A 16,298-nucleotide genomic window follows, 5' to 3' on the forward strand; every position below is an offset into this window, starting at 1 on the left:
TGCACTGTAGAATACCGCGCAACCCTACTATAAGACTTTACAGCTGGAGTGACCAATGCTGAAAAAAGATATGAATATCGCGGACTTTGATCCACAACTGTTTCAAGCGATCCAAGATGAAACTCGTCGTCAAGAAGAGCACATCGAACTTATCGCTTCAGAAAATTACACCAGTCCTCGCGTTCTAGAAGCCCAAGGTTCACAGCTTACCAACAAGTATGCTGAAGGTTACCCAGGCAAGCGTTACTACGGTGGTTGTGAGCACGTTGATATTGCAGAAGAACTGGCTATTTCACGCGCTAAAGAACTGTTTGGCGCAACCTATGCCAACGTTCAGCCTCACTCAGGCTCACAAGCTAACTCAGCGGTATTTATGGCACTGCTTCAAGGCGGCGATACGGTACTCGGTATGAGCCTTGCGCACGGTGGTCACTTGACTCACGGTTCACATGTTAGCTTCTCTGGTAAGCTTTACAATGCGGTTCAGTATGGTATCGATGAGGCGACTGGCAAAATTGATTACGCCGAAGTTGAACGTCTTGCTGTTGAGCATAAGCCTAAAATGATTATCGCTGGTTTCAGTGCTTATTCTGGCATCATCGATTGGGGTAAATTCCGCGAAATCGCTGATAAAGTCGGCGCTTACTTATTTGTCGATATGGCACACGTTGCCGGTTTGGTTGCTGCGGGTATCTACCCGAATCCACTTCCTCATGCGCACGTTGTAACCACCACAACCCATAAGACCCTTGCTGGTCCTCGCGGTGGTTTAATCTTATCTGCGTGTGATGATGAAGATATCTACAAGAAGCTAAATTCTGCGGTATTCCCAGGCGGCCAAGGTGGCCCGTTGATGCATGTTATCGCAGCTAAAGCGGTAGCCTTTAAAGAAGCATTAGAACCTGAGTTCACAGCCTATCAAGAGCAAGTGGTTGTTAACGCTAAGGCGATGGCGCAAACCTTTATTGAACGTGGCTATGATGTTGTGTCAGGTGGTACAGATAACCATTTGTTCCTACTCGATTTGATTGCTAAGGATATTACAGGTAAAGACGCAGATGCGGCGCTTGGCCATGCTAATATCACAGTAAACAAGAACTCAGTACCCAATGATCCACGTTCACCGTTTGTGACATCAGGTCTGCGTATTGGGTCACCAGCTATCACTCGTCGTGGCTTTAAAGAAGCGCAAGCGGTTGAGTTAACGCACTGGATGTGTGATGTGCTTGATGACATCACTAACGAAGCGACGATTGAGCGTGTTAAACACCAGGTGCTTGAATTGTGCGCTAAGTTCCCTGTTTACGGTTAACCTTATGGGTTAAATCAGGTAAACTTCGATGGCCGCTATTCTAGCGGCCATTTTTGTTTCTATTGTCCAACCGTTAATGGCTGGATGACGAATTATACTTCATCACACAAAATAGGTTATCGAACTCAAAAAGATAAAATGAGCATTAAAAGCTGGGAGAACCATTGTGGATGTACGCCATGGTAGACCTCTGAGCTGACATTTTGTCTATAGGCGGGTTTCGATAATATATGTGGCGGGGATAACTACTTTTCTGCTGGAGGCTCAATGTATTGTCCGTTTTGCAGCGCAACCGATACTAAGGTGATTGATTCACGTTTGGTTGCCGATGGCCATCAGGTTCGCCGTCGTCGTGAGTGTGTTGAATGCCACGAGAGATTTACCACCTTTGAAGGCGCAGAACTCGTTATGCCTCGGGTGGTTAAACAAGATGGGAGTCGTCAGCCCTTTGATGAAGAGAAATTACGCGGTGGCATGTTAAGAGCCGTTGAAAAGCGCCCAGTTTCGATGGACCAAATTGAACAAGCGATCACAAAAATTAAGTCAACGCTAAGGGCGACAGGCGAGCGTGAAGTGACCTCAGAGATGATTGGTAACTTAATGATGGATCACTTAGTTAACTTAGATAAGGTGGCTTACATCCGTTTTGCCTCTGTCTATCGCGCCTTTGAAGATGTCTCTGAATTTGGTGAGGCGATAGCGAAATTACAAAGCGAGAAAGCCGCCAAGTAATTTGGATTGATAAGACACTAGCTGAATACGGATGATAATGAGATGCCGTGGTCGAAATTTGATATTGAGATGATGGCGCGCGCCATCAAACTGGCAAAGCGTGGTCAATACACCACGCGCCCTAACCCGAGTGTGGGGTGTGTGCTTACTGTCAATGAAACTGTGGTCGGTGAAGGGTTTCATATCGCTGCTGGTGGACCTCACGCTGAAGTCCATGCACTAGCCATGGCGGGGGAGCGCGCTGTCGGTGCAACGGCTTATGTTACCTTAGAACCCTGTAGCCATTATGGTCGTACCCCACCGTGTGCAGAGGCACTGATTAACGCTAAGGTTGCTCGGGTCGTGGTGGCGGTGACGGATCCAAATCCCCAAGTGTCGGGTCGCGGTATTGAGATGTTGCAGCAAGCGGGCATCGAAGTTGAGATAAATTTACTGCAAGCTGATGCTGCGAATATTAACCCTGGCTTTATGACGCGGATGCGCTCAGGTTTGCCTAAGGTGACGATAAAGCTGGCAGCAAGTATTGACGGCAAGACTGCGCTCTCTAACGGGGTGTCTAAATGGATCACCGGCCCCGAGGCTCGCCGTGATGTACAGCGAATGCGTGCCCGTCATTGTGCGGTCATCACAGGTATAGAAACCGTGCTGGCCGACGATCCAAGTTTAACTGTGCGTCATGCAGAGTTAGGGGGGCTAGGGCAGACACTCACCATTGAGCAGGTACGCCAACCGCTTAGAGTGGTGCTCGATAGCCAAGCCAGATTGCCCAGTAGTGCGGCACTCTTTAATGCGACTTCGCCAATATTATTAGTTTCATGCCTTGAGTATACTGATGCGCAAAAAGCCCTATGGCCTGCCCATGTAAGCCACCTCTTGCTTGCTCCTCAAAATGGACGCGTACCGCTGAGGGACTTGCTTCAGCATCTGGGAAAACAGTGCAATGAGGTGATGGTTGAGGCGGGGGCAACGTTAGCGGGCGCATTTATGGCGGAGCAGCTTGCTGATGAGTTAGTTTTGTATCAGGCACCAAAGTTGCTGGGTAGCCAGGGTCGCAACCTGGTTAAACTTCCCGACTATACTGAGATGTCTCAGCTACCTAGCATGAAGTTGCTAGAGCAGCGAGCAGTCGGCCAAGACAATCGTTTTATATTTAATTTACGTTTTTGATAATAAGTAGGTAGAGATGTTTACTGGGATCATAGAGTCCGTAGGAAAGCTGAGAAAGATTGAACGTCGTGGTGATGACATTCGCCTCACGGTCGCCAGCGGTAAGCTAGATTTAAGTGACGTCAAACTGGGTGACAGTATCGCAACTAATGGCGTTTGCTTGACCGTTGTGGAACGTTTGGCCGATGGTTATGTTGCCGATATCTCTGCCGAGACGGTTGCATTAACGGGTTTTGCCCATTATCAAGTTGGCCGAGCGGTTAACCTTGAAAAAGCAGTCACGCCAACCACACGTTTAGGTGGTCATATGGTGAGTGGCCATGTTGACGGTGTGGCAAGCGTCGATGACCGACAGCTTCGCGGCAAAGCGATAGAGTTTTGGCTGACGGCCCCTAAAGGGTTAGCGCGCTATATCGCCCATAAAGGCTCTATTACGATTGATGGTGTCAGCTTAACGGTGAACGAAGTCAATGATGATCGTTTTCGATTAACCATAGTGCCTCACACCGCTGGTGAAACCACACTGATTGATTTAAAAGCGGGTGATAGTGTCAACATTGAGGTTGATCTTATCGCTCGTCACCTAGAACGTTTAATGTTCTATGCAGGTAAGGAGACAGAAGAAACTGTTAGCCAAACCTCAGAAGTGACAATGGATCTGTTAGCACGCTCAGGGTTTTTAAGATAGACACTGGCATAACTGGCAACTAACAGATTAAATAACTAACACTATAAAAATATTTCAAGGTCTTACAATGGCACTACACAGCATAGAAGCAATCATCGAAGATATCCGCTTAGGCAAAATGGTTATCTTGATGGATGATGAAGATAGAGAAAACGAAGGTGATCTGATTATGGCGGCCGACATGGTCACGCCAGAGGCAATCAATTTTATGGCGATGTTTGGTCGTGGCTTGATCTGCCAAACCATGACAAAAGCCCGCTGCGAGCAGCTGAACCTGCCGCTGATGGTTACTAACAATAATGCCCAGTTTTCGACCAACTTTACAGTATCCATTGAAGCGGCAGAAGGGGTGACAACTGGCATCTCGGCTCAAGATCGCGCTGTGACGGTACAAGCTGCTGTTGCTAAAAACGCTAAAGCCTCAGATATTGTTCAGCCTGGGCATATTTTCCCACTGATGGCACAAGAAGGTGGGGTACTTATTCGCGCTGGCCACACCGAAGCAGGTTGTGACTTAGCCCGTTTAGCGGGTCGTGAACCCTCAGCCGTTATCGTTGAAATTTTGAATGAAGATGGCACCATGGCGCGCCGTCCCGATTTGGAAATATTTGCCGAGAAACATGGCATAAAGATGGGCACCATTGCGGATCTCATCGAGTACCGCAACACCAAAGAAACGACCGTTGTGCGTGAAGCTAAGTGTAAATTGCCGACTCGCTTCGGTGAGTTTGACATGCTGACTTACCGCGACACCATAGATAATCAACTGCATTATGTGCTGGTGAAGGGAGAGGTGGCGTCCAATACTTTGGTTCGTGTGCATCTGCAGAACACCTTTAATGACTTGCTGCATTCAGAGCGTGATGAAAAGCGTAGCTGGCCATTAGAGAAAGCGATGGCGCGCATTGCCGATGAAGGTGGTGTATTAGTGCTATTGGGGCATCAAGAACATAGCAGCGACATCTTGGCCAAGGTTAAAGCATTTGAGCTGGAAGACCGTGGTGAAGCGGTTGCAGCTGCGCAGTGGCAAGGCACATCGCGTCAAGTGGGCGTTGGTTCGCAAATATTGGCCGATGTTGGTGTGACGACAATGCGTCTATTGAGTTCGCCAAAGCGTTACCATTCACTGTCAGGCTTTGGTTTGGAAGTCACTGAATATATTGCAGAATAAGACATATCTGCGTAATTTAACTCATTTCTGATAAATTGCATGGGGATCAACGCCGAGCGCTGTGGTATTATACGGCCTCTTTTTTCCCGTGCCGGGTTTATTTAAGCTAATTTAGGTAAGATAAATGAACGTAGTTCAAGGTAATATCGAATCGAAAAACGCCAAGGTTGCTATTGTTGTTTCACGCTTTAACAGCTTTGTGGTTGAGAGTCTGCTTGAGGGTGCGGTTGATACACTTAAGCGTTTTGGTCAGGTTGCAGATGACAATATCACTGTAGTCCGTGTACCTGGCGCAGTAGAGTTGCCATTGGCTGCGCGTCGCGTTGCCGCGAGCGGAAAATTTGACGGTATCATCGCACTGGGTGCTGTGATCCGTGGCGGTACACCCCATTTTGATTTTGTTGCAGGCGAATGCAACAAAGGATTGGCTCAAGTTGCACTTGAGTTTGACCTTCCAGTTTCATTCGGTGTGTTAACGACTGATACCATTGAGCAAGCAATTGAGCGCTCAGGTACTAAAGCGGGCAACAAGGGCGGTGAAGCTGCTCTGGGTCTGCTAGAAATGGTTAATGTACTGAAAGAACTAGAACAGCAGTTGTAAGATTAGGAACAAAAATGAAACCTTCAGAACGCCGTAAAGCCCGCCGTCTAGCAGTACAAGCTATCTACTCATGGCAGCTAAGCGGAAATAATGTTGCCGATGTGGAGCATGAATTTCTCACTGAGCAAAAAATTGATGGTGTAGATGTTAGCTATTTTCGTGAATTGCTATCGGGTACAGCCATAAAGTGTCCTCAGTTAGATGAGTTAATTATTCCTCATATTGAGCGTCCGTTCGATGAGGTTTCACCTATCGAAAAAGCCGTATTACGTCTGGCGACCTATGAACTGACCTTCCGCAAGGATGTGCCATTTAAGGTCGCGATTAACGAAGCCATTGAGCTTGCTAAGGCATTCGGTGCTGAGGATGGCCATAAGTTTGTTAACGGCATACTCGATAAGATAGTCGCTAAAAAGTAATAGCAGAAACGGCGTCCTAGGATGCCGTTTTTTATGTCAGCACGGTAAAGTGTTTGGCGGTTTGCCCTCATGGATGAGTGGTGACACTAACTTCTATAATGGTTGTGAGACTGTGAAAGAGTTTAAAGTAATAGAGCGTTTCTTTACCCAGCGTGGCCAAGCCCGTCGTGATGTTGAACTGAACATTGGTGATGATTGCGCCTTGGTTAATCCTGCGATTAATAAATCCATTGCGATCTCCTGTGACACTTTAGTCGAGAATGTGCATTTTTTTGCCGATATACCAGCCAAAGCGCTAGGCTATAAGTCATTAGCGGTCAATCTCTCCGATTTAGCTGCGATGGGGGCTGAACCTGCGTGGATGACGTTGGCGATAACCTTGCCTGAGATCGATGAGGATTGGTTAGCCGACTTTAGTGATGGCTTAAGTGAAGCGGCGCAATATTACGGTGTCGCTTTAGTGGGCGGCGATACTACTCGTGGGCCGAAGAGCATTACAATTACCATTAATGGCCAAGTTCCTACGGGCAAAGCACTTACCCGTGGTGGCGCCAAAAATGGCGACTGGATCTATGTAACGGGTACCTTGGGGGACTCGGCATTAGGCCTAGATATCCTGCGCGGCAAGCAAAATATTAAAGGTGAACATGGTGAGTATTTTATTCAGCGTCACTACTACCCAACGCCGCGCGTCCTGGCGGGCCAAGCACTACGTTCGTTAGCGTCAAGTGCCATTGACCTTTCTGACGGCTTTGTCTCAGATATCGGCCACATCCTAAAACAGTCTGGTGTCGGTGCTATTGTCGACGTCACTCAATTACCGTTATCCGTTGCAATGCAGGCGTCTGTCGATAGCGAGCAAGCGCTGGGCTATGCCCTGACGGGTGGCGAAGACTACGAATTATTATTTACTGTGCCAGAATCGCAGCGCGGTGCACTAGAAACGGCACTGGCTCATTCGGGTGTTAGTTTTAAGCAAGTAGGCCAGGTATCAACTGGTGACAAGTTACGGTTACTGCAAGATGGTGAGCCTTTTAGCCCGCAGAACTACGGATTTGAGCATTTCTAAGCATGAAACTATTATCTACCGATCCAGTTCTAAGTAAGCTTTCGCTGACCCATCCTATTCATTTTTTGGCCTTGGGTTTTGGCTCGGGTTTAGCCGCTAAGGCGCCAGGGACCTTTGGTACTATAGCGGCGATCCCTCTGTACCTATTGATGATGAATTTGTCACTACCTTGGTATTTAGGGCTTACCCTGCTTAGCGTTATTGCTGGTTTCTATATCTGTGATAAAGCGTCGAAAGATATGGGCGTTCATGATCATGGTGCTATCGTCTGGGATGAAGTTGCGGGCTTACTTATCACTCTTATTGCTGCCCCCGCTGGTTGGCAATGGTTGGCGGTGGGCTTTGGGCTATTCCGCTTTTTTGACATCCTTAAACCTTGGCCTATCAAATGGCTAGACGCCAAAGTTCATGGTGGCTTCGGCATCATGATCGATGATGTCCTGGCTGGAGTGTTTGCTTGTTTGTGCCTACATGGACTTGTGTATCTGGTCGGTTAGCTAACGCCTGCTAAGGCAGGCGTGTTGTGTTGATGTTTGCTATATTGAGTTAACATTATCTTAGGATACCGAGCTAGTACCCTCAATTGTTATCCTATTTTGTGGCAATAACCTCAGGGGTTACTGCCATCTTGCCCTCGAGTCTGCCCAGTAAACTTAGCCTCAATGCTTCCAATTTTTCTATTCGTTGCTGATAAGGCGCTAAGGATGGAATGCCGCTGCATAACATCATTTTTCCTAGCGGGTTGTAAGCAAAAAAAGCGACAGTGTCGAGTGATAATCCAGCTTGGCAGTGGTCCATGTTTACTTGGTTTTGTAGCATAAGGGCATAACGGTTTGCCATGTCCTGAGGTTTTACCAGTGGGCTTATCAGCCAAGTTAACACTTGCTCAGTTACTGATAATGGCTTGCCGCTCTCATCGTTGAATAGGGTCGCATAGATGCCATTAGCATAATTCCATTCGCCAAGCTTGGCGTTATCAAAAGAGGTGACTGCTGCCGGCAGGGGATGTTGCCAGCTTTTAGGTAATTCAGTCATAGGATTATTGAGACGGATAGCGGCTTTAGACACGATAAGTTCACCCAGTTGCATCGTCGATTCGATGGCATAAGCGCTGCTCATTTTAGTGATAAGCTGGTAGGTGTTGGATGACACTGTTTGCCAGAACAGCATGTCAGTGTTAAGTAATTGCAGTATTTGATCGGCTTGCAGCTTGTCCCCTTGGTGATAGATATTGAGAAGGTATAATTTTTGCGCGATCAATATTTTTCGGAAGGGAATGTGATAAGCATAGACATTATAAGGCGTGCGATCATGCCAATTGCCCGTAGACAGCAATTGCTGGTAGCGTTCGATGAGCCACAAGTTGTCTGCTAACAGGGTTTCAAGGTTATCGTTTTGAGCGAGTTGAGCTTCACAGGCTAATAAGAAGTCTTCTTGCTTGAGGCAGTCTGACAGGGAGAATTGGAGGAGTTCAACGCCCACAGCTGTGACCGTATTCCCTCTCTCCATGGGAGACAGGCTTTGCAGTTGTTCTAGATGCTTCAACCCTTCCTCCATGGGGGATATATCTTTTACTACATTGAAGCCCAGTGAGAAAATATAGCCGTTGTTGTTGAGGTGCTGGGCTAGGGTACGCTCACTTTCTGCGATTTGGGCGAGGTTGCGTTGTACTCGTTCTGACGGCGGTTGGTCATGCAGGTTGACTAGCACTAAAATGATGTAGAAGGTGAGGGGAATAGCGACTAGAGTCAATGAAATCCATTTCAGGGCGCGTAAAAAGTGACGCATGATTTATTCCTTGATACTGATTGATATGAGTTTTTTATTTCGCTAAGTGAGTTTATCAGGTTTTCTCTTTAGAAGAAGGTTTGATAGCTTAGAGCATAAAGCTTAGAGCTGAGAGCTTGAAATTGGCGATGCTTGGCGGAAATACGAGCAAAGTGCCCATCTATAGATAGGCACTTTGAGCAAGGTTTATATCACCTTAGGTTGATTGTGCAGCGGCCTTTTTATGGGGCGACAATCAAATGTTTTAACCTTGCAGTAGCTCTTTGGCATTGGCTAGGGTGTTGGTGGTAATGGTGTCCCCGCCTAGTAATCTTGCTAGCTCTTCGATGCGCTGTGTTTTATCTAGTGGCACCATAGAGGTCTCAGTTTGACCTGCCTTACTCTGTTTATTCACGAACATGTGCTGATGTCCGTTACCCGCCACTTGAGGTAGATGGGTCACACAGAATACTTGAGTTGATTCGCCTAAAGAGCGCAGCATTTTACCCACAACAGCGGCTGTGGGTCCTGAGATCCCAACATCCACTTCATCAAAAATCAGTGTTGGGGTCGCCACTTTCTTCGCGGTGATCACTTGGATGCCTAAACCTATACGGGATAGCTCACCTCCCGAGGCAACCTTTGCGATAGCCTGCAGCGGTTGGCCTGGGTTAGTCGTCACCTGAAACTCAATGGTGTCACAGCCGTTGGGTGACATAATGGTTTCATTAAAGCGTACATCGATGACAAATTTACCCTTTGGCATACTTAGCTCATGAATCGACTGAGTCACCTGTTTGTCCAGTTCCTTGGCGTAACGACTGCGGCTTTGGCTTAGCTTCTTGGCGTTAGCCACAAAGCCTTGTTTACAGTTTTCAAGTTGCTGGGCTATCTCTTCAAGTTTCTCTTCATCGGAATCTAAGGTGCTTAGCTCAAGCCTTAAAGATTGATGGTGTTGATACAGCTGTTTGGCATTGACGTGATGCTTGCGGGCCAATTGCATTATTTTAGAGAGTCGTTGCTCTAAATAAGCAAAATGATCAGGGTCTAGTTCTAGCCCATCGAGATAACGCTGCAGCTCACTGCTGCTTTCTTGTACTTGGATTAAGGCGTCGTTGAGCATATTACCTATGGTCGTCAGCGCGGGATCATACCCTTCTAGCTCTTGCGCATGGTCGATAGCCATATTTAGTACAGATTCAACCGCACCTTGTTCGTTGTCTTGCAGCAAAAAGAGCGTGTGCTGACAGGCTTGCACTAACGCTGTACCATTAGCTAGCTTCTTGTGTTCGGATTCGATTTCTTCGAATTCGGTTTCACCTAAATCAAACTCGTTAAGTTCTTCGACTTGATATTGCAGCAGTTGTTTACGAGCGATGCGCTCGTGCTGTGACTGTTGTAATAGCTGCAGTTCTTTCTCAACCAACTTATAGCGCTGATAGCTTGCGCTTACGCTATCAAGTAGCATCTTATGGTTAGCATAGCTGTCGAGCAGAGTGAGCTGATGCTCACTTTTTAACATAGCGTGGTGAGCATGTTGCCCGTGGATGCCTATCAGTAATTGGCCTAGTGTGCGCATCTGATTTAGCGGAACCGGATTGCCGTTTATGTAAGCGCGTGAGCGACCGTCACTGCCAATGGTGCGTCGTAAAATACACTCGTCATCCAGCTCAAGGTCATTATCTTCTAACCAGCGCTTGGCTAAGGGAATATCAGTTAACGCGAAACGTGCACTAACCTCAGCTTTACTTGCCCCAGGTCTGACGGTATTAGCATCGGCGCGATTACCGAGGCAAAGGCCTAATGCATCGATGGCAATGGACTTACCAGCGCCTGTTTCACCAGTAATACTGGTCATGCCGGTTTTAAAATCGAGTTCTAGAAAGCGGACAATGGCAAAGTTATTGATGCTGAGCTGACAAAGCATGATGACATCCTTTTACAAAGTACTGTATTAATGCACAGTATATACTGATTTTTTATACAGTAAATACCTGTTTGCTTTTTGTGCGTTATTTTTAATCTACAGAGGCTGACGGCTGTTGCTGTATATTCAATTTATTGGCTGAATTTTAATAATATTTTATTAAAATTCAATTATATAAATAGCTTAATTATCTTCAACTACTAATCATTATAGTTAGTTTATCGGTTGCAGGCGTTCCCTTTTAACGTTTGCATCTGTAGGGGGCATAAGTTTTATGGTCTCTTGAGCTGATGTTTCCTAGTGGAAGGACTAGAGTATATGGTCGAGTAGCGGCAGGACTGCGAAACTTAATACAATACCTAGGCTGATGGTTTGCGCGCTCACTATTGCGTTAACGTTAAATCGCTGCGCCAACAGATAGACGCTTGCAGCCGTAGGCAGCGCAGCCAGTATCACTCCTATTTTTAGTAGATCACCGTCGATGCCAAAGAGAATTAGCAACCAGTAAGCCACTAGTGGCTGTATCACTAATTTGAGTAAGTTTAGGGTTGCGAGTTCTGCTGAAGTCGACATTTTACTTTGGGCGTTACGCCCTTGCTGTTGATTGGCTTGACATAACACCATGCCAATGGCAAACAGTGCACAGGGGCTGGAGGTGAGTCCAAACTGACGGATGACACCGCTAACGGGCGGCCAAAGGGTGATCTGTAATGCGGAAATGACGACCCCAATTGCACTGCCAATAATGATTGGGTTTTGCATTAATGCCAGTGTCACGGTTTTAAAGGCGTTATCGGTTTGCCCCTGATACAGGGCGAGCTGAGCCAGCACCATGGCAAACACGGTGACAGAGAGCAGGCTGGCAATGGCTGCGGCGGCAAGCGCGAGTTGATTATTGGGGTAGAGCATCATCATTAATGGGATGCCAATAAATGAGGTGTTGCCAAAGGTGGTATTGAGTGCACGTATTGCAGCCAATGCTGGTTTTTTATCTCGCCACAGCGATACCCAAGTGGTGAACAGATACACTAGCGTCATGGCGATGCTATAGCCTGCGATAAACCCCCAATTCCTGATCTGTTCGATAGGGGTTTCGGCGAGAACAATTAGCATGATGGCGGGGAAGGCAATAAAGTAGACATATTGGTTAAGCACATTGTCGCTGCCAGCTGGTAAAATTCGCCATTTTTGCACTATAAAGCCAGCGAGCATGATGCCAAAAACTGTCAAGAGTGGAGAGAGTATTGGCAACATGGGGCTATTGACCTGTGAGTTTAGCGAGTTGCTAAGGTATCACAGCTTGATGGCCTAACCGTATAGCGCAAAAGTCTAATAGCGTAACCAAAAAAAAACGCCACAATATTTGTGACGTTTCATTATTGGAGCCTACTCGCGTCGCTTGTTTGGGACAGGATTACGGCTATGGGTTGCTTGAGGCGCACGCTCTTCCTGATAGGCGGCTTTTGGAGGGGGCAATACCCCCAACTCTTGATGAAAGTTAATCTGTCGTCTTAGCTCAAACAGGGAGCCAACTCGACGCTGGTCTCCAATGGTTAATGTCCAAGAATCGGTTAACCCATCACTGTTGGTCAATATGTAGCCTTGGTAAATGAGCTTTTTCATCTGCAGATCAGTTGGTCGCAATCCCGATGTTGGAGATACCTGACTCAATAATCTCTTTGCGCAAGGTTTTGACAAAATCTGCGGTGATTTTTGGGTTTTCTTCAATAATATCCAGCAGAGAAGATTGCAGTGCTTTTTCCTCAAGCATCACTTCATGATTAAAGACAAAGTCGTCTAAGGCGTCCTCATCAATATCCTCGTCCAGTGTGGCTTCTATATAGTTTGCTACGGTGCTCGATGATAGCTTACTGATATTGGTGATGTCGTCTTCAACTTTACTTTGCATTGCACTGAGCAGTGAGATCAATGCGACGGCCGCGTCCATAGCAGGATAGACACCGTAAACATCGAAGTCAGCAGGTTCAGGCGTAACGGCGTCTATACGCTCTAGATAGATATCGATATTAAGTTTTAACTTATTGTCATACATCGATTGCCAAAGCAGATTTAGGGCGGTGTCGAGTACTTTGGGGTCGCCAAACTCACAGACTTCACTGAAAAGTTGGTAGTTGGGATACATGCGCTGACAAAGCGCGATAGCAAACAATTTCTTCTGTTCAAGCTCTAATGCTTTTAGTCGTTTGAAGAACCCTGGTTTATTGCTCATCGATCACATCCATAGATAGCTGGGATATTACTTGGTTAGCGGCAGATTCTACCTTAGAAAGTTCATCAAGTAACTCTAGTATTTCCGGTTCTACCTCTTCAACATCGTCATTTTTCTTCAGAGATAGCTCAATTTCTCGGCATAAGCGTTGGACGGTCGGCACACCGCAGTAACAACTAGCACCATGCAGTTTGTGTATATGGGTCAGCATGGCGCTGCTGTCCAGGGCATCGAGCGCTTGCGTAATGTTGTCACGTGTTTCAGGCATAGAGTTAACCAACATCTGTAACATCTCTAATGCCAAGCTGGCCTTCTGATTTGCTTGGGTCAGACAAAGCTCCCAATTGAGGGTGTGTTGGTCAAAGTGGGTAAACTTGGGACGAGTTTTCCAACGACTGATCACACTCTTTAACGCGGCCTCATCGATAGGTTTAGGAAGGTACCCATCCATGCCACTTTGGTTGATGCGTTCACGCTCTTCGGCAATGGCATGGGCCGTTACTGCGATAATGGGCGTATTACGGTTAAGTGAGTGTTCACGTATCTGTTTGGTCGCGCTAAATCCATCTGTGCCCGGCATCTGAATATCCATAAAGATAAGGTCGAAACTTTTCGCTTTAGCGATATCGACGGCGCTTTGGCCATTATCTGCAATGGTGACTTGGGTGACAAGCTCACGAAGCAGCGTGTCAATCAGTTTAAGGTTGGCTGGGTTGTCGTCAACTGCGAGCACATTAAGCGGCTCTCTACTGAGATTTTCTTTGGTCGTGTCACTGAAGGGGAGAGCCTCAAACTGGGCGCGATGAGGGTTAATCAGGGTAACCGCCAGCGCCCTCTCTCCGACTGGTGCTTGCATCACCTTGTCAGCTGCCGATTGCAGGGTATTCATCTTTGCCGCGCTATCATTACTGCTGCAGATATAGAGCAGGTAATCACTCATTTCCTTGATAGTGTTCACTGTCTCAAGCAATTTTGGACTCCGATCTAGCTCATGACAACTGACGATAGCGTAATCAAAGTGGCCATTTCGATGCTGCATAAGCTCATTGAGTTCAGGTGTGCTGGCCACGGTAACGACACGCATCTGCCAATGTTCAAGTAAAGTTTTATAAACTTTTCTAGAAAGGGGTCTTGGCTCAAATAAGACAATCGACTTGCGGTAGAGTTTGTCAATTTCTAGTGGCTGGCTAATGGGATACTGGCTGAGTTTTAATGGTAGGGTAAACCAGAATGTCGACCCTTTGTTTGGTGCAGAAATGCAGCCAATCTGACCGCCCATACGGTTGATTAAACGCTTAGTGATAATCAGTCCAAGTCCTGTACCGCCAAATCGACGTGAGATGGAGGAATCCGCTTGGCCAAACGCTTGAAAGAGCTGACTCTGCTGATGCTTGTCGATGCCAATACCTGTGTCGGTTATCTCACAGCGAATATTGATAGTGTCGTTATCATCGTCGATAAGGCGCATTTTTAAGTGGACGCTGCCGCTATCGGTAAATTTAATTGCATTACCTACTAGGTTTGTCACGACTTGACTGACCCGTAACGCATCGCCAGAAACGTTATCGTTGATAGCGGGTTCGATGTCGACAACCAACTCAAGTTCTTTTTCTTTGGCGCTATTTGCTAACAGAGAGAAGGTGTCGTCAATCACTTCGCGCAGCGCAAATGGCATATTTTCCAAAACCATTTTACCGGCTTCGAGTTTTGAAAAGTCGAGAATATCGTTAATGATACCTAGTAAGTTAGTGGCGCTCTTTTCAATGGTACGAATGTAATCTTGTTGGCTAGTATGCAGTGGCGTTTTCAGTAATTGTTTGGCAAAGCCAATCACACCATTTAGCGGCGTACGCAACTCATGTGACATATTAGCTAAGAATTCTGACTTAATTCGGCTCGCTTCTAACGCCCGTTTTTTGGCCAGATCAAGTTCAACGTTTTGTATCTCAATCTGCTCCAGTGTTTCACGAAGATCGACAGTGGCTTGGTCGATATTTTGTTGCATCTCTTCATGGTAGTCCGACAGTGAGCTTGCCATGGCGTTGATTCCGCGTTTAAGTAGATCTAGCTCACCAATCAAATTACCATCGACACGAGTGGTCAATTTACCCTCACGTATTTTTGCCACCACCCGCACCATCTCTGTGATTGGATGGGTCACATTTTTCACCAACCTAAAGGTAAATAAGAGGTTTAGCTGCACACCGATTAAAACGATAATAAAAGCCGCAACGGCAGCTCGGTGCTGCTCAAGCAGTGCGTTTTCTTTGTTAATCAGCACCGCAATATAGCCGAGTTTTTTACCTTCGTTTGCTTGTGCCGTACCGATATTATTCTGCGGCGTTACCACTAACTCTCGCTCACTGGAATAGATGGGGCTGCGCATAATAAGGCTGTCACCAAACTGTTCTAAATCCGTACCTTCGAGGGATTCTATCGGATTGTTGTAGCGCATGAACTCATGGCTTTTATAGTGATGTGAGGTGACGATGACCCGATTATTAGGGAAGATGCGAATAAGTCCCTGATGTGAGATCATAGCTACATAGTAAATCACAGCCATTACCTCCCATGAGCCAACAGTTAACTTTTGCCGATAGTGAGTTTTCCAGCAAGCGCCGCCAGACCCGTAAAGAGATTTTCTTATCTCGGATGGACAACCTGTTACCATGGACTCAACTGCTGGAAGTGATTGAGCCCTTTTATCCAAAAGCGGGCAATGGTCGTCGTCCGTATCCACTGGAAACGATGTTCCGCATTCACTGTATGCAGCAATGGTACAGTCTGAGTGATGAGGCGATGGAAGATGCGCTTTACGAGATTGCTTCGATGCGTCAGTTTGCACAACTGTCACTGGATAAAGCCATTCCTGACCGCACTACCATTATGAATTTCAGGCACTTGCTGGAAAAACACAAACTCACTCGTAAGTTATTCCAAACGGTCAATCAATGGCTGTCGGATTGCGGTGTGATGATGACGCAAGGAACATTGGTAGATGCAACGATTATTCAAGCACCCAGCTCCACTAAAAATAAAAAGAATGAACGTGACCCGGACATGCATCAGACTAAAAAAGGCAATGAATGGCACTTCGGTATGAAAGCTCACATTGGCGTGGATGCAAAGAGTGGCCTCACTCATACGCTGGTGACAACCGCCGCCAATGAACATGACTTGAACCAGTTGAAAAATCTGTTGCATGGCGACGAGGG

16 protein-coding genes are annotated in these 16,298 nt (G+C 46.7%); 10 read left to right on the forward strand and 6 right to left on the reverse strand.

The window, feature by feature from the left end; translation table 11 throughout:
• Nucleotides 1-55 precede the first annotated feature (55 nt).
• The 9 genes from glyA (at nt 56) to L876_RS0108075 (ending at nt 7,656) form a co-directional block, all read left to right on the forward strand.
• On the forward strand, nt 56-1,312 hold the full coding sequence (gene glyA, locus L876_RS0108035) for a serine hydroxymethyltransferase (protein ID WP_028763335.1): 1,257 nt from the start codon (nt 56-58) through the stop codon (nt 1,310-1,312).
• A gap of 267 nt (nt 1,313-1,579) precedes the next feature.
• Complete coding sequence (gene nrdR, locus L876_RS0108040; protein WP_028763336.1) at nt 1,580-2,044, forward strand: transcriptional regulator NrdR; 465 nt, start codon at nt 1,580-1,582, stop codon at nt 2,042-2,044.
• Nucleotides 2,045-2,086: 42 nt separating this feature from the next.
• Nucleotides 2,087-3,211: a bifunctional diaminohydroxyphosphoribosylaminopyrimidine deaminase/5-amino-6-(5-phosphoribosylamino)uracil reductase RibD gene (ribD, locus tag L876_RS0108045; RefSeq protein WP_028763337.1), complete on the forward strand. Its 1,125-nt coding sequence runs from the start codon at nt 2,087-2,089 to the stop codon at nt 3,209-3,211.
• A 16-nt stretch (nt 3,212-3,227) separates the two neighbouring features.
• A complete protein-coding gene (locus tag L876_RS0108050; RefSeq protein ID WP_028763338.1) occupies nt 3,228-3,899 on the forward strand; it encodes a riboflavin synthase in 672 nt (223 codons plus the stop codon).
• 67 nt (nt 3,900-3,966) lie between these two features.
• The gene (ribBA, locus tag L876_RS0108055) at nt 3,967-5,070 is read left to right on the forward strand and encodes a bifunctional 3,4-dihydroxy-2-butanone-4-phosphate synthase/GTP cyclohydrolase II (RefSeq protein ID WP_028763339.1); all 1,104 of its coding nucleotides are present in this window, start codon (nt 3,967-3,969) and stop codon (nt 5,068-5,070) included.
• A gap of 124 nt (nt 5,071-5,194) precedes the next feature.
• Entirely contained in the window at nt 5,195-5,671 is a 477-nt protein-coding gene (gene ribH / locus L876_RS0108060; protein WP_028763340.1) for a 6,7-dimethyl-8-ribityllumazine synthase, read from the forward strand.
• 14 nt (nt 5,672-5,685) lie between these two features.
• Nucleotides 5,686-6,090 carry a transcription antitermination factor NusB gene (gene nusB, locus L876_RS0108065; RefSeq protein WP_028763341.1) on the forward strand — a complete coding sequence of 135 codons (405 nt, stop codon included), beginning with the start codon at nt 5,686-5,688 and terminating at the stop codon, nt 6,088-6,090.
• Nucleotides 6,091-6,202: 112 nt separating this feature from the next.
• Nucleotides 6,203-7,159, forward strand: coding sequence for a thiamine-phosphate kinase (thiL, locus tag L876_RS0108070; protein WP_028763342.1), 957 nt, complete (start codon nt 6,203-6,205; stop codon nt 7,157-7,159).
• Nucleotides 7,160-7,161: 2 nt separating this feature from the next.
• A complete protein-coding gene (locus L876_RS0108075) occupies nt 7,162-7,656 on the forward strand; it encodes a phosphatidylglycerophosphatase A family protein (RefSeq protein ID WP_028763343.1) in 495 nt (164 codons plus the stop codon).
• Between the two features lie 94 nt (nt 7,657-7,750).
• On the opposite strand, the gene L876_RS21365 is transcribed toward L876_RS0108075, so the two are convergent.
• From L876_RS21365 to barA, 6 genes are all read right to left on the reverse strand, one after another.
• Nucleotides 7,751-8,947: a hypothetical protein gene (locus L876_RS21365; protein WP_051413034.1), complete on the reverse strand. Its 1,197-nt coding sequence runs from the start codon at nt 8,945-8,947 to the stop codon at nt 7,751-7,753.
• Nucleotides 8,948-9,191: 244 nt separating this feature from the next.
• On the reverse strand, nt 9,192-10,853 hold the full coding sequence (gene recN / locus L876_RS0108085; RefSeq protein WP_028763344.1) for a DNA repair protein RecN: 1,662 nt from the start codon (nt 10,851-10,853) through the stop codon (nt 9,192-9,194).
• A gap of 309 nt (nt 10,854-11,162) precedes the next feature.
• Nucleotides 11,163-12,104 carry an AEC family transporter gene (locus L876_RS0108090; RefSeq protein ID WP_028763345.1) on the reverse strand — a complete coding sequence of 314 codons (942 nt, stop codon included), beginning with the start codon at nt 12,102-12,104 and terminating at the stop codon, nt 11,163-11,165.
• A 135-nt stretch (nt 12,105-12,239) separates the two neighbouring features.
• A complete protein-coding gene (locus tag L876_RS0108095; RefSeq protein ID WP_028763346.1) occupies nt 12,240-12,476 on the reverse strand; it encodes a DUF3319 domain-containing protein in 237 nt (78 codons plus the stop codon).
• Nucleotides 12,477-12,483: 7 nt separating this feature from the next.
• Nucleotides 12,484-13,083: a YjaG family protein gene (locus tag L876_RS0108100; protein WP_028763347.1), complete on the reverse strand. Its 600-nt coding sequence runs from the start codon at nt 13,081-13,083 to the stop codon at nt 12,484-12,486.
• Complete coding sequence (barA, locus tag L876_RS21370) at nt 13,073-15,646, reverse strand: two-component sensor histidine kinase BarA (RefSeq protein ID WP_248674525.1); 2,574 nt, start codon at nt 15,644-15,646, stop codon at nt 13,073-13,075. The genes L876_RS0108100 and barA overlap by 11 nt, the downstream gene beginning before the upstream one ends.
• 8 nt (nt 15,647-15,654) lie before the next feature.
• Between barA and L876_RS0108110 the strand changes: the two genes are divergently transcribed.
• Nucleotides 15,655-16,298: IS5 family transposase (locus tag L876_RS0108110; protein ID WP_028763348.1), on the forward strand; the 644-nt coding region annotated here is incomplete at its 3' end.

Origin of the sequence: Shewanella colwelliana ATCC 39565 (assembly GCF_000518705.1) — a bacterium.
In the GTDB taxonomy this organism is placed as follows: domain Bacteria; phylum Pseudomonadota; class Gammaproteobacteria; order Enterobacterales; family Shewanellaceae; genus Shewanella; species Shewanella colwelliana.

Excerpts from the sequence above, each read along its gene's own strand:
- glyA (WP_028763335.1), top strand. The coding sequence starts at position 56 with ATGCTGAAAAAAGATATGAATATCGCGGACTTTGATCCACAACTGTTT.
- nrdR (WP_028763336.1), top strand. The coding sequence starts at position 1,580 with ATGTATTGTCCGTTTTGCAGCGCAACCGATACTAAGGTGATTGATTCA.
- ribD (WP_028763337.1), top strand. The coding sequence starts at position 2,087 with ATGCCGTGGTCGAAATTTGATATTGAGATGATGGCGCGCGCCATCAAA.
- L876_RS0108050 (WP_028763338.1), top strand. The coding sequence starts at position 3,228 with ATGTTTACTGGGATCATAGAGTCCGTAGGAAAGCTGAGAAAGATTGAA.
- ribBA (WP_028763339.1), top strand. The coding sequence starts at position 3,967 with ATGGCACTACACAGCATAGAAGCAATCATCGAAGATATCCGCTTAGGC.
- ribH (WP_028763340.1), top strand. The coding sequence starts at position 5,195 with ATGAACGTAGTTCAAGGTAATATCGAATCGAAAAACGCCAAGGTTGCT.
- nusB (WP_028763341.1), top strand. The coding sequence starts at position 5,686 with ATGAAACCTTCAGAACGCCGTAAAGCCCGCCGTCTAGCAGTACAAGCT.
- L876_RS0108075 (WP_028763343.1), top strand. The coding sequence starts at position 7,162 with ATGAAACTATTATCTACCGATCCAGTTCTAAGTAAGCTTTCGCTGACC.
- L876_RS21365 (WP_051413034.1), bottom strand. The coding sequence starts at position 8,947 with ATGCGTCACTTTTTACGCGCCCTGAAATGGATTTCATTGACTCTAGTC.
- recN (WP_028763344.1), bottom strand. The coding sequence starts at position 10,853 with ATGCTTTGTCAGCTCAGCATCAATAACTTTGCCATTGTCCGCTTTCTA.
- L876_RS0108095 (WP_028763346.1), bottom strand. The coding sequence starts at position 12,476 with ATGAAAAAGCTCATTTACCAAGGCTACATATTGACCAACAGTGATGGG.
- L876_RS0108100 (WP_028763347.1), bottom strand. The coding sequence starts at position 13,083 with ATGAGCAATAAACCAGGGTTCTTCAAACGACTAAAAGCATTAGAGCTT.
- barA (WP_248674525.1), bottom strand. The coding sequence starts at position 15,646 with ATGGCTGTGATTTACTATGTAGCTATGATCTCACATCAGGGACTTATT.